This is a genomic window from Pseudomonas sp. GL93 (assembly GCF_003408955.1).
Taxonomy (GTDB): domain Bacteria; phylum Pseudomonadota; class Gammaproteobacteria; order Pseudomonadales; family Pseudomonadaceae; genus Aquipseudomonas; species Aquipseudomonas paracarnis.
The window spans coordinates 1-20,892 of the sequence record NZ_NKRF01000029.1; the positions used below are offsets into that span (position 1 = coordinate 1).

General features: G+C 59.7%; 17 protein-coding genes. 11 read left to right on the plus strand and 6 right to left on the minus strand.

Going from position 1 to position 20,892, the window contains the following annotated elements:
- Positions 1–178: 178 nt before the first annotated feature.
- Positions 179–1,204, minus strand: a complete 1,026-nt coding sequence (locus CER19_RS05540; RefSeq protein ID WP_116665667.1) for an Ldh family oxidoreductase — start codon at positions 1,202–1,204, stop codon at positions 179–181.
- 170 nt (positions 1,205–1,374) lie between these two features.
- On the opposite strand from CER19_RS05540, the gene CER19_RS05545 reads away from it, so the two are divergent.
- Positions 1,375–6,516: a dermonecrotic toxin domain-containing protein gene (locus CER19_RS05545; protein WP_116665668.1), complete on the plus strand. Its 5,142-nt coding sequence runs from the start codon at positions 1,375–1,377 to the stop codon at positions 6,514–6,516.
- A 20-nt stretch (positions 6,517–6,536) separates the two neighbouring features.
- Here CER19_RS05545 and CER19_RS05550 read toward each other — a convergent pair whose 3' ends face one another.
- Positions 6,537–6,806 (minus strand): PepSY domain-containing protein, encoded by a 270-nt coding sequence (locus CER19_RS05550; RefSeq protein WP_116665669.1) that lies wholly within the window; start codon positions 6,804–6,806, stop codon positions 6,537–6,539.
- Between the two features lie 152 nt (positions 6,807–6,958).
- Between CER19_RS05550 and CER19_RS05555 the strand changes: the two genes are divergently transcribed.
- From CER19_RS05555 to CER19_RS05585, 7 genes are all read left to right on the plus strand, one after another.
- Positions 6,959–7,957 (plus strand): FecR domain-containing protein, encoded by a 999-nt coding sequence (locus tag CER19_RS05555; protein WP_116665670.1) that lies wholly within the window; start codon positions 6,959–6,961, stop codon positions 7,955–7,957.
- A gap of 314 nt (positions 7,958–8,271) precedes the next feature.
- On the plus strand, positions 8,272–8,730 hold the full coding sequence (locus CER19_RS05560; RefSeq protein WP_116665671.1) for a hypothetical protein: 459 nt from the start codon (positions 8,272–8,274) through the stop codon (positions 8,728–8,730).
- On the plus strand, positions 8,730–9,281 hold the full coding sequence (locus CER19_RS05565) for an adhesin (protein WP_116665672.1): 552 nt from the start codon (positions 8,730–8,732) through the stop codon (positions 9,279–9,281). Before CER19_RS05560 ends, CER19_RS05565 begins: the two co-directional genes overlap by 1 nt.
- Positions 9,282–9,349: 68 nt before the next feature.
- Entirely contained in the window at positions 9,350–10,084 is a 735-nt protein-coding gene (locus tag CER19_RS05570) for a hypothetical protein (protein WP_116665673.1), read from the plus strand.
- Between the two features lie 61 nt (positions 10,085–10,145).
- Positions 10,146–10,826: a C39 family peptidase gene (locus tag CER19_RS05575; RefSeq protein WP_019817800.1), complete on the plus strand. Its 681-nt coding sequence runs from the start codon at positions 10,146–10,148 to the stop codon at positions 10,824–10,826.
- A 37-nt stretch (positions 10,827–10,863) separates the two neighbouring features.
- Positions 10,864–11,607: a hypothetical protein gene (locus tag CER19_RS05580; protein WP_116665674.1), complete on the plus strand. Its 744-nt coding sequence runs from the start codon at positions 10,864–10,866 to the stop codon at positions 11,605–11,607.
- A 49-nt stretch (positions 11,608–11,656) separates the two neighbouring features.
- Positions 11,657–12,964: a hypothetical protein gene (locus CER19_RS05585; protein ID WP_116665675.1), complete on the plus strand. Its 1,308-nt coding sequence runs from the start codon at positions 11,657–11,659 to the stop codon at positions 12,962–12,964.
- 154 nt (positions 12,965–13,118) lie between these two features.
- On the opposite strand, the gene CER19_RS05590 is transcribed toward CER19_RS05585, so the two are convergent.
- Entirely contained in the window at positions 13,119–14,441 is a 1,323-nt protein-coding gene (locus CER19_RS05590) for a sigma-54 dependent transcriptional regulator (protein WP_116665676.1), read from the minus strand.
- A 344-nt stretch (positions 14,442–14,785) separates the two neighbouring features.
- Here CER19_RS05590 and CER19_RS05595 point away from each other — a divergent pair, with 344 nt between their 5' ends.
- Positions 14,786–15,046 carry a hypothetical protein gene (locus CER19_RS05595; RefSeq protein WP_116665677.1) on the plus strand — a complete coding sequence of 87 codons (261 nt, stop codon included), beginning with the start codon at positions 14,786–14,788 and terminating at the stop codon, positions 15,044–15,046.
- 66 nt (positions 15,047–15,112) lie between these two features.
- Here the strand turns inward: CER19_RS05595 and CER19_RS05600 are convergent, their stop codons facing one another.
- Genes CER19_RS05600 through gnd form a run of 3 tightly spaced genes read right to left on the minus strand, consistent with a single transcriptional unit; the run spans position 15,113 to position 18,437 of the window.
- On the minus strand, positions 15,113–15,937 hold the full coding sequence (locus tag CER19_RS05600) for a Cof-type HAD-IIB family hydrolase (protein ID WP_032901660.1): 825 nt from the start codon (positions 15,935–15,937) through the stop codon (positions 15,113–15,115).
- Positions 15,934–17,457: a glucose-6-phosphate dehydrogenase gene (gene zwf, locus CER19_RS05605; RefSeq protein ID WP_073525153.1), complete on the minus strand. Its 1,524-nt coding sequence runs from the start codon at positions 17,455–17,457 to the stop codon at positions 15,934–15,936. Before zwf ends, CER19_RS05600 begins: the two co-directional genes overlap by 4 nt.
- Positions 17,454–18,437, minus strand: a complete 984-nt coding sequence (gnd, locus tag CER19_RS05610; protein ID WP_057702872.1) for a phosphogluconate dehydrogenase (NAD(+)-dependent, decarboxylating) — start codon at positions 18,435–18,437, stop codon at positions 17,454–17,456. Before gnd ends, zwf begins: the two co-directional genes overlap by 4 nt.
- 259 nt (positions 18,438–18,696) lie before the next feature.
- On the opposite strand from gnd, the gene CER19_RS28730 reads away from it, so the two are divergent.
- Positions 18,697–18,873 (plus strand): DUF6026 family protein, encoded by a 177-nt coding sequence (locus tag CER19_RS28730; RefSeq protein ID WP_256660388.1) that lies wholly within the window; start codon positions 18,697–18,699, stop codon positions 18,871–18,873.
- A 157-nt stretch (positions 18,874–19,030) separates the two neighbouring features.
- Entirely contained in the window at positions 19,031–20,773 is a 1,743-nt protein-coding gene (locus CER19_RS05615) for a phosphoethanolamine transferase CptA (protein WP_116665678.1), read from the plus strand.
- Positions 20,774–20,892 lie beyond the last annotated feature (119 nt).

Below are 20,892 nucleotides of genomic sequence, written 5' to 3' on the forward strand. Positions count from 1 at the left end.
CGCCCCAGGAGTGAGACGGCGGGCGCGGTGTGGCGCCGCCCACGTGGCTTAGCGTGGGGGCCCCCCCGGGTGCTGCGGGCCGGTATGGCGTGGTTGGGGCGCGGGGGGTGAGCTGTGTCGGGGGTCGCTACACCCCGCGGAGGCGGGGCCGCGGCCGCCCCGCCGCCACGCCATTATTTCACTCCGCCAGTTCGCGCAACTGCTGCAGAACTGTCAAGTCCAACACAATCCCCTCCTGCAACGACTTCGCCCGTGCGCGATGGCGTCTATCCCCCGGCAACCGCCGCAGCCCCACCGCATGCATCTGCCGCACCAGTTCCTGGCTGCGCTCGGCGAAGCTTTGCCCGGCAGTTTTGGCTGGATCGATCACAATCAGCAACTGGCCGGTCCAAGGTGTCCGAGCGCCAGGATGATTGGCCCAGTCGAATTCAAAGGAAAAATTGCCGCCGGTCAAGGCCGCCGCCAGCAGTTCGACCATCATCGACAACGCCGAGCCCTTGTGCCCACCGAACGGCAGCAACGCGCCGCCTTCAAGGATGGCCTTGGGGTCCTGGGTCGGCTGGCCCAGGCTGTCAACACCGGTGCCCAAGGGCACGCGCTCACCGTTGCGGGCGGCTATCTGCACATCGCCATGGGCAATGGCGCTGGTGGCCAGGTCAAACACGATAGGGAACCCATCGGCCCGGGGGGCGGCAAACGCAATCGGATTAGTGCCGAACAGCGGGCGATCGGCGCCATGGGGCACCACGCACGTCATGCTATTGACCACGCTCAGGGCCACCAGCCCCTCCTCGGCAAAGGGCTCTACATCCGGCCACAGCGCGGCAAAGTGGTGAGAGTTACGAATAGCCAGCAAGGCGATCCCGGCGCTGCGCGCCTTCTGCACCAAGAGGCTGCGCGCCGCCGCCAGTGCCGGCTGGGCAAAGCCGTTATCGGCATCCACACGCAAAAAACCCGAGGCCACGTCCTCAACCACCGGCACAGCCTTGCCATTTACCCAGCCGCTGTTGAGGGTGGACACGTAGCCGGGAATACGGAACACACCATGGCTGTGCGCACCATCGCGTTCAGCACTGGCGCAATTATGGGCGAGTACGCCAGCCACCTCATGCGAGGTGCCGTGCTTGACGAAAACCTGTTGCAGCAATGCCACAAGCTCTTTGAAGTCGATGGACGTTGAAACGGTCGGAGACTGCGCAGACATTTGAAGCTCCGTTTTTATGATTGGAAGGGGCATCGAATGAAGATCCAGAGCCTGGATTAAACACCACGCACGGCGCCTGCTGTCAACTTGCACCGGGGCTCATTATTTACCCCCCGCCCGCACGTGCCTGTTCTTACCCTGTGAAGCCCTTTGCACAATGGACACAGGCCATGGCTCGCTTGACCCCTCCGTATTTTTTCGACGAATTCCTGCTGCCGCTGTCCCGTACACACCCCTCTGATCGCGAACGTGAGCTGGGGCTGACCGTTAAAGATCTGGACTGGCTGCATACCCTGTACTACGCCACCGATGCCGCGCGGCAAAACCCCACGCTGCAAACCTATCCCATGCGCGTCGAAAAACTGCTGATCAACGTGCCGGACCAACCCGCAATCGCACTCGCCGGCGCCTTTGTGGTAAGCCCCACACCAGATGATGGCAAGGCCCTGCTTTACACCCCCTATGGTGGCATTCAGGTGTTTGATGACCATGCCGCGCTGATCGCAGATGTCAGCGAGCAATTGGCCGACTCGGCGCAGCGCGTGGAGCTGATGAGCTTCCTGTCCATTGCCCAGCGTAATGCCCTGCCCGTCGATACCGAGCTGACGCTGTCCACCACAGCCGTCCTGGGCGCCGTCATGGAAGACCAGGAACAGACGCTCCAGGCATGCCAACAAGCCAATGTAAAAATGATGTTCGAACACCTGCAAAAGATCCCCACCCTGGCCGCCATGCTCGACACTTTATTGGGCATCATGGCGCGCCCGTACTTCCCGGGGTTGGACCAACGCGACACACGGGTAAACTGCCTGCACAGCCACATTCCGGGTAAACAACGCAGGATCGACTCCCTGTCCTTGAGCGAAGCGCTTCTGCAGTTCTACGTGAAACATGCCTGGCCCAAGGACCAGACCCGCGAATTCAGTAACCCGAAGCACCTGACGACGACCTTTACCCAAGCGCAACGCAAAGACGATCAACATGCCTGGGAAACGCTGGTAGAACAGACCTGCAGCATTCTGTCCAAGCTGATGGACAGCCTGTTACAGACCTACTGGAACGAGGACATCGACAGCGGCACTTCACGCCTGCAGCTGTTCGCCCAGATCATGGCAGACACCTTTCGCGTCGATGTATTGCTCAAGCGCCAGGGTCAAATCATCAGCGCCGATGAAAGCCACGCCTTGCAGGCAATATTCCTAGCCGACCAGACCGCGCGCAACGCCCACGCCAAAAAGATCAATGTGGAAAAAGTACGTATCTACGCGCCGTACCAGCACTACGTGGAACTGGCCAGCACCTTGATGATCAGCGAGACCCACGCCTACCTGTATACGCAATCGCGCGGGTTGCAGGTGCTCGAGGACATGAACGACCTGAAAGATACGTTGTTGAGCATGCTCAAGGCCGCCGGGCACGAAGATGAGCTGCTCAACTTCCTGTCCCTGGATGAGCGCAACACCTTCATTGGCCTGGACCAGGTCAACATCGCCGCCCGGCCGATCACAGGCCACGTGTTTACAGGAGTGGTCGAGGACATTGCCGCCAAGCAAATCAGCAATATGAGCCACACCCTGGAGCTGTATCGACGCAACGATGGCCAGCCGGACCTGGACGCCCTGCTCGATTACGCCCTGGATATCCGTGCAATGCTCGATCATCGCCTGGCTGCACTGGAGACTGCCGGGCGCTGGACGGTGCACCCGGTCACCAGCGGTAATGGCCGGCCGTCGACGGTGCGGGCCGAGCACGCCAAAGTCCATCGCCAGCGCTTAGAGGCGGCACATGCCGCGCTGATCCTTGAGCGCAGCACGCACCCACGGTTACGCCAAATGGTTGCCCTCGCCCTGGATGCCGAGCTACAGAAACGGCAACTGCCTTCCCACTCGCAGGACGTCTTTATCAACACCTACCCCAGTGCGGCCCAGGAACGCGAAGAGCGCCTGCCGCTGACGTCCCAGAGCATGGTTGAGCATTTCATCGAACGGTTGAGCAATGACGCAGGCCCCGTTGCGTCCTCCTCAAGCACCTGGTTTTACCAACCGCGCGACCAAGGCGCCGCCCTCAAGTTGAACAGCCTGAACCTGAGGCTCTTCAATGAAGTTATTGAGGCGGTATTGAAAGTATTTGCCCAACACCAAATGCATGATCTGCCCCGTTTGTTTCTCGGCAACAGCCGTAACACACATATCCACGCAATGCTGATGGGCCTGCGCAGTGAGGCTCAACTACGCCTGTTGAGTAACACACTGTCGAGTCACAGCCAGGCCATTTTAGACACGGTGCTGCGGCCCGACAGCCTAGTGCGCTTGACCCGCCATGGCCTCAACGGTTTTCTGCCGGATGCCTACGCACTGAGCGTGAACCGGGGTACGCCTGAAAAAAACCATGCCCTTGCCAACCTATTCATCTTGACCGAGCGTGGCGGCATCGACCCTCTACGTTCTGGCAATGTCGTGCTTTGGACCCCTAGACGCGGCTATGAGGGGTTTGCCTCGATTCAAGACTTGCGCGAGGAGCTGACGCAGCGTCTCGATCACCCAATAAAGCGCTTGGCCCTATTGGAAAACCTGCCGGTATCCCTGCGCGAGCCCCATCAAATATATCGGTTGGGCGCTCTGCAACGCATCGACGACAACCTGCTGGAAAACCGAGTGCAAAGCTACAATGACTACGTCATCGACGGTGTTGATCACCTGCTGACCATGAAGCTTGGCGCCCGTGCCCTGCAAGACCGTCTAGATACCGTTATTGAGCAGGCCGCACCGACCACCCTGGCACGGGCCACGGCGGTGGCGAATGCCTTGATCAACCAGCAGGCCCTACCCGCCTGGTTGGGACTGGCCCCGGCCCAGGACCTGCTTCATCAGGCGCAACTGCTTGAGCAATACCACAACAACGCCCCGGACGAAGAAGATTACCTGCACGGCGTCTCCCCGTTACGCGAGCACACGCACGCGGCGCTGGTGAAGCTGCTCAAGGCACGTTTCCCCCAGCAGGACCTCAACCCCGATGACATTCTGATCCCCGCCTACCCGGCCCTCGACATCCATGATGACAGCCTGACCGATTTCGCCATGCGTCACTGGCCGACCCTGGACAGCGAAACTATCCGCCCACGCTCGCGAACCGCCACCGCCCTGCCACCCACGCTGGACGCCAGCGCCGTGATCCAACTGGTGCGTCAGTTGGACCTGAAAACGGCCTACCAGACCTTGTTGCAAAGCCACCTGAACGGCCAAACCGAAAACGCGCGCAAACGTCGGCGCCTGTTTTGTCAGCAATTGCCGTGGCAACTTTTGCAGTACGCCCATGAGCAACGGTTACAGGAACGCCTGTCGACACAGGCCTTGAGCCTGCTCCAGCAGGTCTTCGACATGCCCGACGCGTTGGCGCGTGCAACGCTGGCCGGTGCGTCGGCCAGGGTTCGCCCTTTGGAGTTGGTCGCCACCGAAGGTGCCACTGCCATCAAAGCCTTGGGCATGTACTTGATCAGCCCTCAAACCAGTGGCGCAGGCCCCGTGGTGCTGTACGCGCCTTATAGTGAAAACCACGTTCTCAAGGAATATGCCAACGAACAAGCGCTGCTGGATGAGCTGGACAGGCCCGGAAAACTCCAGGACTGGACCCTGATGCACCTGGACGATGCCCATCAGGCCACTTACCGCAACCTGCTGCAAAATCAGCGTCATCGCCGTTCCGACATCCGCCTTGCTTCGTCCACAGTCACCGGCAACATGCTTGACTACTTGTTCAACGACAACACCTTGATCCTGCTGAAAATGCTGGGCTGTCAATTCGAGGCAGGCGCCAAGTGGCTCTGGGACAAAGTGACGCAACTGTTCGGCAAGGAGGTACCCACGGCCATCACCTTCATGGCTGGCAAACTGGCGTATCCGCTGGTGGTCTGGCGCAGCTACAAGCTGTTCAAACGTTCTGCCGAGGCGCTGCAACTGCATCAATGGAAAGCGGCCCTCAAGGATTTCATTCGCGGCGTGGCCCAGATGGCGGCCTTGCGTGGCGAACTTGAGGGCAGCGAAAGCTCGCCCCCCACCGAACAGGAGGTCAGCGAGGGCGACCTGTCGGATGCAACCCTGCCCAGCGCCACGACCCTGGCGACGCTGCGTATCACCGATGCCTCGCGCACACACTTGCAGCCCTTTGAGGTGCACGATATTGCCCTCAAGGACCTGAAAAAACACACCACCAGCCATGTTTATACCGACACGAAAACCCTGAAGAACTATGTGCCTCTGGCCGGTAAGGTGTATTCAGTCAAAAAAGCCGCGCAGCACTGGCGCCTGGCCAAGGACGCGCAAACAGGGCCTAGTGTCGGGCGTAACCCGCAGGGTGAATGGGTGCTGGACCTCAGCCGGCACCACCCACGCTTCGGCAAAACCCTGTCACGCATCAGCACACGAGACAATGAGCGCGAAACCATCAACATTGAAGCCCAGGGCATCAGGGACATCGCCGCACTGTCGAGCTGGAAAGCACAAGTCATCAACGAAGCGTTGAATGTCGCGACCTATTACACCGTCAATTGCAAACGCAACATCGCGCACTTCTCAAAGCTGCTCGACCCCAACAGTCGAGTGGGACTGTTTTTAGGCGAGTTGTTCGGCGTCATCAACATGAGCGCAGACCAAGTGCAAAGAATCGAGAAAATACTCGATGGGCTACTGGATGAGTTAAGTGACCCGACGTTAACGGGCCCCGACTCCATACGTTTCGTCAGCGGAACCAGCCGCCGGAATCCAGAAAACTGCTATGCCTTCGTGATTCCCGCCGACAGGGAACGCAAGTTGTACCTGCTCAATCGGTTCTTTGATCCGAAGATGGATGTCTACCAGAACCGCTTGAAGTCGCCCTTCGACCTATCGGCTCACGCCAGGGCCAGCATCCTGATCCACGAACTAACCCACCTGAAATTCAACACTCAAGACATTGCCTACCTCGACAGCATGCGACCTTTCCCCGACCTGATTAATACCGCCAGGCCTGGCGCACAGGCGCTGAAGACCACCTTGGACGATTTGCGCAGCACAGCGCTGTCCACGTTGACGCCCGCGACGATGCTGTTCAAGACGTGGGATGATTTCTCGGGCACCTGGGAGGATTACGGGACCGACACTGAAACCCAGTACATCAAGCGAAAAGTTCTCGGCCTCACAGGGGCCAAAAACCTTAACGATGCCCGACAAGTATTCATGAGCAACCCCGACAAGCGCATTGACACCATCCTGGCCAATGCCGACTCGGTGACGTTCCTGATTACTCACTTGGGGCGTGTGTTGGATACGGGAGCCTGAGCAGGCTCCCGCGCGATAGGTCAGTCTTTCTGGTCACGCAGGACATTGCCGGAGGCGCCGTCGATCCGTGCTTCATACACGACACCGTCGGATTTACGCCCTTTGACTTCCCAGTAACCGTTATCGTCAGCCTCGGCCGCGTACACCTCGATGTACCCCGCCTTGGTTTTCGCGACCTCAATGGCCTTCTCGATGGTGATCCAGCCCGCCCCCGGCTTATCAGCCAAGGCAGCGCCAGTGCTGAGCAGCGCGGTGGTTGCACACAGGGCGACTAAGGTTTTCTTCAACATATTCGTACTCCATTGTGGGGATGCCGGACACTTGTCCTGAAATTTTAGGTATCACCAAATAAGAATAAGTTCCAATTGATGTGCAATCGCCATGATGGCGGTTCTCGCCGTCCACCTTGGGAGGTTAGAATGTGGGAAATCAGGATGAGTTAATGAGCGAAAAGCCCCTTTCAGAAACCGAATATGACGCCATCACCGACGCCGCCGCGCATTGGTGCATGCGCCTGCATGCTGCAGATTGCACGGCGGGCGAACGTCAGGCTTTTACCCAGTGGCACGATGCCCCTCCGCTGCCCGCCCTCGAATATGCGGCCATGCTTGAGATCTGGGGCGTGGCCGATCATCTGCCCCGCGACAAGCCTGAGGCGGTGGTGGTCCCCCTCAAGAAGCCGCGCAGCCGCATGCGCACCTACGCGGTGGCCGCAGCGGTGTGCCTGGCGGCATTGCCGCTTGCTGCCTTCACCGGCTGGGAAGCGGGCTGGTTGCCCAGCTCATATGAACGGTTCGAAGCAGCCAATGGCTTGAAAAAAGTCACCCTGGGCGATGGCAGCCAAGTGGATTTGAACCTGGGCACCGAGTTGGTCTACAGCCATTACAAGGACCAGCGCCGTGTCACCCTGAAAAAGGGCGAAGCGTTCTTCAACGTCACCCACGACAGTAACCACCCGTTTATCGTGCGGGCCGGCGAAGGCCAGGTGCGAGTGACCGGCACGCAGTTCAATGTCTGGGAATATGAAGATCAGGTGCGGGTGATGTTACTGGAGGGCTCGGTGCAGATCTCCAGCGACGGCGAGCATGCCAGTGTGCCGCTTAGCCCAGGCATGCAAGCCAGTTTCCGCCAGGGTGACGCCACCCCGCAGGTCGCCGCTATTAATCCCGACGACACCGCGCTGGCATGGCGCCAGGGCAAGCTGGTGCTCGACAACCTGACCCTCACGGACGCCTTGCCCCTGATCAACCGCTACCTGAAAAAGCCGGTGATGCTCGCAGACGCCAGTACCGGCGCGATTCGCATCGGCGGTATCTACAACATCAACGAGGTCAACAACCTCGTGCCCTCCCTGCCCAAGGTGTTGCCGGTCTACCTGACCCAAAACCAGGACGGCAACCCCGTGCTCAATTCCATTCCGCGTAAAACCCCCAAGGGCTGAGCCCGCTTCCACGAAGCGGTACGTTTGGGCCGCGGGTGTCCATTTTTGAAACACCTCCCTCACCTGCATCGCCCGCCGTGTGCGGATTCATGGTTCTGTCACAGGCAGTGTTACATCGCTGAGACAGCGTGAGGTGAGCACAGGCGTATCTCAAGCGCCCACGACTGTTTCAAACCTGAAACAGGGTTGCCATCACTTTGCCTCGACTTAAGCCCAACCCCTTGAATATCAACATCTAATAAAAAGCGGCACGCCTTCTGCTCTTTCCCTGACAACGCTGTTTAGGGTCAGCGTTAAGAATAAGGACTGCCGCCGTGAACACATTCACACACGCCTCGTCGATAAACGTACTGCTGATCAGTTGCGTGCTCAGTGCAGGTGTCAGCCTGACGAGCCAGGCAGGTGACGGTGTGATCGTGACCGGGCGTACGGTGCAGGGCCACATGTACGGGCGCACCTCCCTGCCCGACCCCTACCCCAATACCGCCAACGCCAACCCCAGCAAAGAGATCAACAGCGCCCTGACCGGCGAACTCAGTGACAGGGACATCGGCGGCATCAGCAGTGGTTCCAGCCTCGCCCGCTCCCTGCAGCCCAACGGCAGCTTGTCGGGCCTGGGCGCCACCCAAAACAGCATGTCGACACTTGGCGCTGGCGCAGCGGCAGGCCATGGTGCGGGCAGCGGCAGCAGCATGGGCGGGCAGATCAGCGACTCGGTCCAGCGTGGCATGGCGCCGTTGAACAACCTCGGCAGCATGATGGGGGGCAAGTGATGAAGCGCGCCCTGTTAGTACTTGCCCTGCTGGGCAGCGCCTCGGCAATGGCCGACAACAGCGCCGTGATCAACCACAGCGGCCAGCAATACGACGGTGTGCTGTCGATCAACCAGGCCGCCGGCACGGGGCAGCAAATGTCCAACAGCCGCGCCATCGCGCTCGGTGGCCAGGCCACCAACGTCGACATCCAGCGCGTCGACGGCAAGGTCGACCCGTCCCTGAACGCCAAGGCCGCGATCCAGGGCAACTCATTCAGCAGTGGCAACGGTGTGCTGGGCATCAACCAGTCTGCCGGGGCTAATAACCAATCCATCAACGCTGTGCGGATCAGCCTCAACCCTGGCCCGCAGAGCATCGATGACAGCGTCCTGTTGCAACAGAACACGACGACGCTGGCAACCGACTCAGGGCTCACCCCCACCACTGGCAGCCGCCAGGTCGTGACCAGCGACCAGGCCTTCACCGGCAGCCGAGGAGTGACACAGGTGAACCAGAGTGCCGGGGTGGGGAACCGAGTGGCTAACACCCTGGGCATCACTATCAAGTAACCGCTTGGTAGACGTTCGTTAGACCGTACCAACACTTAACCAACTAATTAGAAGCAAGGAGAAACACCATGAAACCTCAAATGGCTCTGAAACCAATGGTTTTCGCTCTCGCCGCACTCATGGCTGCTGCTGCTCAAGCGGGTGGCTGGCATCCAACCCCACAACCTACCGGTACTGTGGCCGCTGTGGTCACTGACGTACAAAAAAGCTCACACAACAAATTCGACGACACCAACACCGAGAACAACGCGTCAGCCGACAACTCGGTAAATAGCAACAGCGGTAATGTCGGGGTCAACGCACAATCAGGTTCCGGCAACCTGGCTGACAACGCCGGCGCCATCTCCAGTGCCAAAGGCGACTTCGCCACCGTGTTTGCAGTGATCGATGTCGACCAAGGCAGCTCGCATAACAACTTCGTCAACAAAGGCACGCAAAACAACGCCTCCCTGGACGGTTCCATCACCGGCAACTCGGGCAACGTGGGTTACAACGGCCAGGCCGGCCAGGGCAACCAGGGTAAAAACAACCTGGCCATTACCACCGCTGATGGCAAGAACATCGCAGCGGCTTCCAACACCGAGCAGAACTCGCTCAACAACAGCTACCTGAACACGGCCGCCAGCAGCCATGGTTATGGCAAGCCTCAGTACGTGTCCAACAACGCAAGCCTCGACAACTCGGTTAACCGCAACTCCGGCAACGTAGGTGTCAACCTGCAATCGGGTGCGGGCAACCTAGGCAGCAACAGCCTGTCGATCGGCCAAGGTTGCAGCGTCTGCGCCAGCGGCGTGCGCTTCTGATCCAACGGGGCCTTGGCGACAAGGCCCTTTTTTATTCCAGTGTCCAACAGGTCATTCGATCATGCGTATCGCGACCCTTACCCTCTTGATGTTGCTCACCGGCACGACCTGGGCAGGCACCATGGCGATTTCCGCCATGCCCGGCGGTGCGGTGATTTTCAAGAAGGTCGAGAGTATTCGCGAGCGCCGGTTCGCCAACCTGGTGGAACAGAAAACCGATTTCAGCTGCGGTGCCGCGGCACTCGCCACCATCCTGCGCCAGGCCTATTGGCTGGACGTCGACGAAGCACACATCATCAAAGGCATGCTGGTCACCGCCGACCAGGACCTGGTACGAACCCAGGGTTTTTCCATGCTGGACATGAAGCGCTACCTCGAAAGCATCGGCATGCGTGCCCGGGGCTACAAGATCGCGCCCGAGACCCTGCTGACCGTGAAAATCCCCGTGGTGGTGCTGCTGGAAATCCGCGGCTACAAGCACTTCGTGGTGTTGCAACGGGCCGACAAGGACTGGGTGTACATCGGCGACCCCGTATTGGGCCACAAGCGCTATTCCCATGACGATTTCGTCAAAGGCTGGAATGGCATTGTCTTCGCCGTACTGGGCGAGGGTTACGACAAGGCCAACGTGTTGCTCGACCCGCCCCTGCCGCTGACCGCCAAGAGCCAGATGAATGAGTTCCGGCCTGTGGGCGATGCCGAGCTGATGGATTTCGGTTTTATCCAGAGCGACTTCTTCTAGAAGCGCAATAAGGGGCAGGACGCCCCAGGAGCAGCAGATGAACACTTCCCGTTGGCTGACGGTCTTGTGTCTGGCCGCCTCAATGCCTGCTTATGCGTCCTCGGGGTTCAAGCCCATCGAACTCAAGGACGCCGAAATGGCCGAGCTGCGTGGCCGTTACGTGATGCCGGGGCGCATCATCAGCTTTGGCATTGTCATGAGCAGCACCTGGACCAATGCCGTCGGTGACAACATCACCGGCACGGCCAACATGCAGATCGACAAGACCACCATTACGCCACAGTTCTACGTGCAAACCACCGGCTCGACCGGTACCGGCACGCGCCCCAACACGGGCACCGGAAATGTGGTCGGTGGTGCCGGCCTCGGCAGCGGCCAGGGCGTGACCCAAAGTGTACGCACCGCCGGCGATGGCAACGCCGCCTACAACAATGTGGGCATCAACGTCGAAAATGGAGTTACCCCCGCCAATAACCTGCAGTCCGGCCAGGTGCTGGTGGCGGGCGGTACAGTGACCGGGGACAGCGCCGCGGGCCGTGTCAGCGTATCGGCCAACAGTGGCGGCGTGCAGATGGCCATCCAGGCCAATCACAACCAGGGCAACAGCCTGCAACAGATCGGCGCGGGGAATGTGCTGCAGGGCACGGTATTGACCGGCGATAGCAACCTTGTCAGAAACATCACTCAGATCAATGTCGTGATGAACAATAACGGGCTGAACAACGCCGCGTTGAACTGCAACCTGGATCAACTCAAAGGCCTACGCACGCTCGGTTATTGAACTACGCTGACCCTCGACACTTTCGCATTAGAAAAGGACGGCTTATTTCATGCATCGATCGTTATCGCTACGTGCGGTGATTTGTTTGAGTACGCTCTTGCCCGCATCCGTGCTGTATGCCGCGCCAGACGCTGACATCGAAACCCTGAAGAAGGAACTCCTGGAACTCAAGCAACGCTACGACGTGCAGCAAAAAGCCCTGGCCGTGCTGGAGCAACGTGTGCGTCAGGTCGAGGACCAACCGGCGACGCCCGCCCCCAGGCGCCTGGCCAAATCACCGGCCGACTTCAAGAACGGCGCTAGCACTGTCGCGGCTAGCGGTACGGGCGCCGCCGCGGCATCTGGTGGCGCTGGCGGGGGTGGCAGCTCCTACGGCCAGGCTCTCAAGGACGACTCGGCCCCTGCGCAAAGTGTGAGCAACCTGTACAACGAGGCCAGCGGCTTTTTCGGCAATGGCAAGTTCAGCGTGGAAACCGGCATCACCTATGCCCGTTATGACGCGCGCCAGTTGACACTCAATGGTTTCCTGGCGCTGGACTCGATTTTCCTGGGCAACATCAACCTGGACCGGATCAAGTCCGACAGCTGGACCCTGGACCTCACCGGGCGCTACAACGTCGACAACCGCTGGCAGTTCGACCTGAACGTGCCGGTGGTGTACCGCGAGTCCACCTACCAGTCGGGGGGCGCCGGCAACGACGCCACCGCCACCTCCGAAGGCTCCGTGACCCGCGACCCGACCATCGGCGATGTCAACTTTGGCGTGGCGTACAAGTTCCTCGACGAAACCTCGACCTTGCCGGATGCGGTGGTGTCGGTGCGCGTCAAGGCACCGACGGGCAAGGAGCCCTTCGGCATCAAATTGGTCCAGCAACCGAACAACGACAACCTCTACGTGCCCGAAAGCCTGCCTACGGGCAACGGGGTCTGGTCGGTCACACCGGGCATCTCCCTGGTCAAGACCTTCGACCCGGCCGTGCTGTTCGGTTCGTTGTCGTACACCCATAACTTTGAAGACTCTTTCGATGACATCAGCAGTCAAGTCAATCAGAAGGTGGGAGGCAAGGTACGCCTGGGCGACAGCTTCCAGTTCGGAGTCGGCGTCGCCTTTGCCCTGAACGAGAAGATGAGCATGTCGTTCTCGGTTTCCGACCTGGTGCAGCGCAAGAGCAAGCTCAAGCCGGATGGCGGCGATTGGCAGTCGGTGGTGTCCAGCGATGCCAACGCCGGCTATTTCAACGTGGGGATGACGATTGCTGCTTCGGATAACCTGACCATCGTGCCGAACCTGGCGATTGGCATGACCGATGATGCGCCGGACTTTACGTTCAGCCTGAAATTCCCGTATTACTTCTGAGTGTGTGGGAGGGGGCTTGCCCTAATGCCTGTAGGAGCGAGCTTGCTCGCGAAAAACCCATAAACGCCGCAGTTTATTCAGGAAGCGCGCGTTATCGTTGACGTTTTTCGCGAGCAAGCTCGCTCCTACAGAGGGCCTTGGTGCACTATCCGCCCTAGCGGATCTGGTGTTTGTGCAGCAACCGGTAGAACGTCGGCCGGGAAATCCCTAGCACGCGGGCCGCGACACTGAGGTTGTCGCTGTGCCGGTTGAGCACATCGCACAGCGCCTGACGTTCGGCGCGGTGTTTGTAGTCTTCCAATGTCGCCATCGGCGCCGACATGACTTGTTGGCCTTGCAGCCCCAGGTCAACCGCTTCGATCTGCCGCCCTTCGGCCAGCACCAGGCCGCGGCGCACGCGGTTGGCCAGTTCACGCACATTGCCCGGCCACGGGTGTTGCCCCATCGCCACCAAGGCCTCTTCGCTGAAACTGCGCGGGCGCCGCCCGGTTTCCTGGCTGTAGAAACGTGAAAAGTGGTTGGCCAGCATCGCCACGTCGCCATGGCGTTCGCGCAACGGCGCGGTGACCACTTGCAGCACATTCAGACGGTAATACAGGTCTTCGCGAAAAGCGCCCTTCTCCACCGCGGCCTCAAGGTTGACGTGGGTGGCGGCCAACACCCGTACATCCACCGGGATCGGCTGGCTGCCGCCAACGCGTTCGATGTGTTTTTCTTGAAGAAAGCGCAACAGGTTGGCTTGCAGCTCCATCGGCAGGTCGCCGATTTCATCGAGGAACAGGGTGCCGCCGTTGGCCGCTTCAATACGCCCGATCTTGCGCTGATGTGCGCCGGTAAACGCGCCTTTTTCATGGCCAAACAGCTCGGACTGGATCAGGTGTTCAGGGATGGCCCCGCAATTGATCGCAACAAAGGGTTTGGCATGCCGCTGGGATTGGCGATGCAAGGTCTTGGCCACCAGCTCTTTGCCCGTTCCGCTGTCACCGCGGATCAACACTGGGGACTCCGTGGGCGCCAACTTGGACAACAATTTGCGCAGCTCACGAATGGGGCGGCTCTCGCCCAGCAACTCGTGGGGCTCATCCACCGGGGCGTAGCCCTTGCCGCGCAAGCGCGCCATGCCGAACGCACGGCCCAGGGTCACCTGCACCCGGGACACATCGAAGGGCAAGGTATGGAAGTCGAAAAACCATTCGCAGACAAAATCGCCGACGTTCTGCAAACGCAGTACATCCTGGCTGAGCACGGCAATCCACTCGGTGCCGCTGCGACCAATCAACTCCTTGACCGCTTCGGGACGCTCCAGGTGATCCCGCTGCAAGCGCAGCAGGCCCACATCGCAGGAGCGCTCCCCCACCGCCTCCAAGGCACAGCTGTCTACTTCCCAGCCGGCAGTGCGTAACCCGGGTAGTAGCCCGTGGCAGTCGTCACAGGGGTCGACCACCAATAAGCGGCGTTGGGCGGGTGTCGCAATCATGACTATTCCTTGGCGCCAATATTGTTAAAGTTATTTAGAAACAACAGTTTGTGGCGACTGCTGGTAACCCTAGCAAGATCTTGACGCTTACCTTGTACCATTTCGCTATAAGTGTGGGCAAAAAGCCATGCCTGTTTCGTAGCACGCCAGAAGTTGCTCGCCAGTGAAAGGCTTATGGCGCTTTCAAAACAGCCGCTTACATGACGTCAATCAGGGAAAGTTAAAATTTCTTGCCCTAGCATGTGACCCGCACCCCACCATCGTGCATCAGTACAAGTACCCCACCGCACGGCCAGCCCAACCGCCGGTACTCACTTGAATGGGCATACAGAGAGAAGACCCAAATGAACGCTCCGCTGCGCATCAACGAAGCTCTTTTGATTGCAGACCGTGCTTTCCAGCCCTTTCAGTGCGTGGCCTGGCACGATGGCGTTGGCGCCCTCAGCCTGAGCGTCATCGACCGTACCAATACCCGCATCGGCAGCAAACAGCTGTCCTCCACTGCGTATACCGACCCGGCCCAACTTGAAAACCTGTTATTGCAGGCCCGCGCCGAGCTCGATAAAGATGGCCACCAGTTGCAACACTGGGCAATGCCGAAGTAATTGCATGCAGCAACTTCCAGCCCAACTAAAACTTGAGCTGGAAGTTGTGCAGCCACACGTCGACGCTTAACGTGCGGCGAGAATAAAGCGTTCGAACGCCTCGGCAGCGCCGTCCTCGACATTGCTGCCGGTGACCACGTTGGCCTGGCGCTTGACGGTTTCTTCGGCCTGGCCCATGGCAATCGACAAACCCGCCACATGAAACATCGCCGGGTCATTGCCACCGTCGCCAATCGCAGCCGTTTGCGCAAGCGGCACGCCCAGGTGTTCGGCCAGGGTTTTCAAGGCTTCGCCTTTGTTGGCCAGCATCGCTGTCACGTCCAGGTACACCGGCTGCGAACGCGACACCTGGGCCAACCCCTGCACTTTCGGCTGCAATTGCGCCTCCAGCTCCACCAACAACTGGGTGTTGTTGCTGGCGGCGACGATCTTGTCGACCCGGTCCAGATAGGGCTCGAAACTCTCCACCACCACCGGCCCATAGCCCAAGCCATCGGCTTCGCGCTGCACCATGGGCCCGGGCGGATCACGGCGCAGCCAGTCGCCATCGGCAAATACCCAGACTTCCACGTCCGGCTCGGCCGAAAACAGCGCCAGGGTGATGAGCGCCGCTTCCGCCGGCAGATGGTGAGCAACCAGGATACTGCCATCCGGGTTGACCAACGTACCGCCATTAAAGCCAGCCACCGGCACATCGATGCCAAAGGTCTCGATCAAATGCCGCATGGCCTTGGGCGGACGCCCGCTGGCCAGGCTGAAAAGTACCCCGGCCTCGCGCATCGCGCGAATGGCATCGGCGGTGCGTTGGCTGAGGCTGTGGTCGGGATGCAATAGCGTCCCGTCCACATCACTGAGGACAAACCGGATGGGATGAATCGTCGCGTCACTCATCCGAGGCTATGCCAAGCGCGGCCATCGCGGGCCAGCAAGGCATCGGCCGCCGCTGGGCCATCCTCACCAGCCTTGTAAGCCTGGATACCATCATCTTGCTTCCACGCATCCAGGAATGGCTGCACCGCACGCCAACCGTTCTCGATGTTATCTGCACGCTGGAACAGGGTCTGGTCGCCGGTCATGCAGTCGTAGATCAGGGTTTCGTAACCCGTCGACGGTTGCATCTCGAAGAAGTCCTTGTAGTCAAAGCCCAATTCGATATTGGCCATCTCCAGAGTCGGCCCCGGCTGCTTAGCCAACAGGTCGAACCACATGCCTTCGTTCGGCTGGATCTGGATCTTCAGGTAAGTGGGCTTGAGCTCATCGACTTCGGTATCGCGAAATTGCGCATAAGGCGCCTGCTTGAAGCAGATCACGATCTCGGTGTCGCGGATGCTCATGCGCTTGCCGGTACGCAGGTAAAACGGCACACCGACCCAGCGCCAGTTATCAATCATCACTTTGAGCGCGACGAACGTCTCGGTGCTGCTGTCCGGCGCGACGTTGGCTTCTTCGCGATAGCCGGGCAATGGCTTGCCGGCAATTTCTCCGGCGGTGTATTGGCCGCGCACCGAGTTGGCCCGCGCATCTTCCAGCGACCAGGGGCGGATCGCACCGACCACTTTGGCCTTCTCACCCCGCACCGCGTCGGCACCAAAGGCTGCCGGCGGCTCCATGGCGACCATCGCCAGCAGCTGGAATAGGTGGTTGGGCACCATGTCCCGCAGTGTGCCGGTCTTCTCGAAGAAGTTGCCCCGGGTTTCAACGCCGACGGTTTCAGCAGCAGTAATTTGCACGTGATCGATGTAGTGGTTGTTCCAGAACGCTTCGAACAGCACGTTGGAGAAACGGCTGACCAGGATGTTCTGCACCGTCTCCTTGCCCAGGTAGTGGTCGATGCGGTAGATCTGCTTCTCGCTCATCACCTTGAGCAGGCAGGCGTTGAGCGCCTCGGCGGTAGCCAGGTCGGAGCCGAACGGTTTCTCGATCACCACGCGCCGAAAGCCATCGTCGGTTTCATTCAACAAACCGGCACTGCCCAGGCGCTGCACCACTTCACTGAAAAAGCGCGGAGCGGTGGCCAGGTAGAACACCGCATTGGCGGTGCCGCTGTCAGCGATCTTGCTGGCGATATCGGCATAGGTGCTGTCGTCGAGGAAATCGCCCTCGACGTAGCTGATGCCCTTGGCCAATTGCGCCCACAACGCGGGGTCGAGGGCGTTCTCAGCATTGCCCCTGACCTTGCTGGAGGCCTCGGTACGAATGAAGTCCTCGAGTTTCTTGGCAAAGTCCGCATCGCTGATGGCGTTGTGATCAACACCGACGATACGCAGGCCATCACCCAGCAACCCGTCGCGGCTCAGGTTGTACAGCGCCGGCATGAGCAGGCGCTTGACCAGGTCGCCATGGGCGCCAAACAGGAACAACGTGGTGGGTGGAGCGGGTTCGGCCGTGGGTTTCTTGCCGTTGGCGGTCATTTTTTGGAAGTCTCCACATGGCCGCCAAAGCCGAAGCGCATGGCAGACAGCATTTTGTCACCGTAGGTGCTCTGCTGGCGGGAACGGAAACGCGCGAACAGCGAGGTCGACAACACCGGAACCGGCACGGCCTGCTCCATGGCTGCTTCGATGGTCCAACGGCCTTCACCGCTGTCGGCCACGGAGCCCGAGTAGCCGTCGAGTTTCGGGTCGGTGGCCAGGGCGTCGGCGGTCAGATCCAGCAGCCAGGACGACACCACGCTGCCACGACGCCAGACTTCGGCGATGTCGCCAACGTTGAGGTCAAAGCGTTGGTCTTGCGGCAGGTTTTCCGAGTTCTTGGTCTTGAGGATGTCAAAACCTTCGGCAAACGCCTGCATCATTCCGTACTCGATGCCGTTGTGGATCATCTTGACGAAGTGCCCCGAACCCGCTGGGCCGGCGTGAATGTAGCCCTGCTCGGCACGTGGGTCGGCAGAGGCCGAACGGTCCTTGGTGCGCGGGATGTTACCCAGGCCCGGCGCCAGGCTTTTGAAGATCGGGTCGAGACGATTCACGGTCTCGGTGTCGCCACCGATCATCATGCAATAGCCACGCTCCAGGCCCCAGACGCCGCCCGAGGTGCCCACGTCCACATAGTGCAGGCCCTTTTCAGCCAGGGCTTTGCCGCGACGCACGTCGTCCTTGTAGTTGGTGTTGCCGCCGTCGATGATCACATCGCCGTCTTCCAGCAGTTCGCTCAATGCGTTGATGGTGTCTTCGGTGGGCGCGCCCGCTGGCAACATGACCCAGACAGCACGGGGCTTTTGCAGGCCGGCCACCAGCGCTTTCAAGTCGGCGACGCCGGTGGCGCCCTCCTCGCTCAGGGCTTTGACGAAGGCTTCGTTACGGTCGTATACAACGGTGGTATGCCCATTGAGCATCAGGCGCCGCGCAATGTTACCGCCCATGCGGCCTAGTCCGATAATCCCCAGTTGCATGTGCTGATGCTCCTAACTTCTAAAAAATGTGTGACATAGTTTATAGCGCAATGAGGCTAATGAGGGTTAGTCCAGAGCGGATCCATGTAGTTTCATGACAAAAAAGTGGCCATCGTTTCACCATCACCCCGGCAAAAGTCACACGACCACCAAAAATAAAAAAGTTCCCTTGCAGCGAAAAAGAATTCAAACTTGCTTCCGACTGTTGCCAAAAACCTGTTTTGGCACCGCGATCTACCGGCTATTTGCGAGGTAAGCAATGAGCACAGCACAGATGACCCGTCCGCCACAGACCCTCTACGTCACCATCCGTCGCGATGAACTGCGCCAGTTGAAAGACGAGCGCGATCAGTTGCAACAGGAAGTCCTGCGCCTGCGCTTGCACCTTCAAGCCCAGCTCGATCAACCGTCGGATGCCAAGCCAGCCCTGTGCTGAAGCCCGGGCCGAACGCGTTGTAAGGCAATACCTACAGAAAACTCACGAAGTTTTCACATTCCCCTCTTGATACTCCCGTTCCGCGATGCCGCTCACTTCCTGGGCGGCCCGATGTTGCGCGCCTGTGCGCGACAATCTTTTTCTGATGGGGCGCTGGATGGCGATGTTCAAACGCAGCACGACGACTGCGAAAGGCTTTGATTGGGCCGGCCTTGGCTGGTTATTCCTGTTTTTCTGGTATTTCTCGGGTATTACCCAACTTCTTATCCAACTGACCGGCACCTCCGGCTTCAGTGGCTTCCGCCAGGCCTTCTTCATGAGTGCGCTGTGGCTGGCGCCGATGTTGCTATTCCCGCGTCGTACGCGCCTGCTCGCCGCCTTGATCGGCGTAGTGCTGTGGGCTTGCTCCATGGCGAGCCTGGGTTATTTCTTCATTTACCAGCAGGAGTTCTCCCAGAGCGTCATCTTCATCATGTTCGAGTCGAACATCTCTGAAGCCGGCGAATACGCCACCCAATACTTTGCCTGGTGGATCGTGCTGGCGTTCATTGCCCACACCGCCTTCGCCATCCTCCTGTGGACGCGCTTGCGCCCGGTGTACCTGCCTCGCGGCCAGTCGATCGTGGCAGCCATTGCCATCGTCCTGGCGGTGGTGGGCTACCCACTGGTCAAGCAGATCGCCACCAGCGAAACCATGGAATTGGCCATCGACCGTTTCGAAACCCGCATCGAGCCTGCCGTGCCTTGGCAGATGATCGTCGCGTACCGTCGCTACACCGAGCAGCTGGACAACATGCAAGGCATGCTCACCAGTGCGAGCAAGATCCCACCCTTGAACAACCTCAAGGACAGCATGGCCGGCCAGCCGTCCACACTTGTCTTGGTCATCGGCGAGTCGACCAACCGCCAGCGCATGAGCCTCTACGGCTACCCGCGCAACACCACGCCGGAACTGGACAAGCTGCGCGACCAACTGGCCGTGTTCGATAACGTCATCACCCCGCGCCCCTACACCATTGAAGCGCTGCAACAGGTGCTGACCTTCGCTGACGAAGAAAACCCGGATCTGTACCTCAAGACGCCGTCGATTGTCAGCGTGATGAAACAAGCCGGCTACAAGACCTTCTGGATCACCAACCAGCAGACCATGACCAAACGCAACACCATGCTCACGACCTTTTCCGAACAGGCCGACGAGCAGGTGTACCTGAACAACAACCGCAACCAGAACGCCCGTCAGTACGACGGCGACGTACTGGCGCCGTTTTCCAAGGCCCTGGCCGATACCGCCGAACGCAAGTTCATCGTGGTGCACCTGCTGGGCACCCACATGAGCTACCAGTACCGCTACCCGCCAACCTTCGACAAGTTCACCGACCGCCAGGGCGTGCCAGCGGGTGTCAGCGATGCGCAGCTGCCGACCTACAACAGCTATGACAACGCGGTGCTGTACAACGATTTCGTGGTCTCCAGCCTGATCAAGGACTACGCCAAGACCGACCCCAACGGCTTTTTGCTGTACCTCTCGGACCACGGCGAAGACGTGTTCGACTCCGCCGGCCACGACACCCTGGGGCGTAACGAAGGCAAGCCGACCGCGCCGATGTACACCATCCCGTTCATGGCCTACGCCTCGCCCAAATGGCGCGAAAGCCACGACTGGAGCTTCGCCGGCGACTTGCAACGGCCTTACAGCAGTTCGCAGTTGATCCACACCTGGGCCGACATGGCAGGCTTGAGTTTCGATGAGCTGGACCACAGCAAGAGCCTGGTGAGCGACAGCTTCAAGCCACGTCCCCTGTTGATCGGCAACCCTTACGAGACCAAGCAGAAGGCGCTGATCGACTTCAGCCTGATCAAGCCCAAGAAGGCCGACGGCGCCGAAGTGGTGGCCAAGTAAGCCAGGGTCTTGCAACAGAAAGATAACAATCATTCTCGTTTGAGCCTAAAGTTCCGCAGTTCCTTTCGTCTTTGAACCAAGCCCTCCCTGCCTGGGGAGGTATCAAAGACGACAAGGAG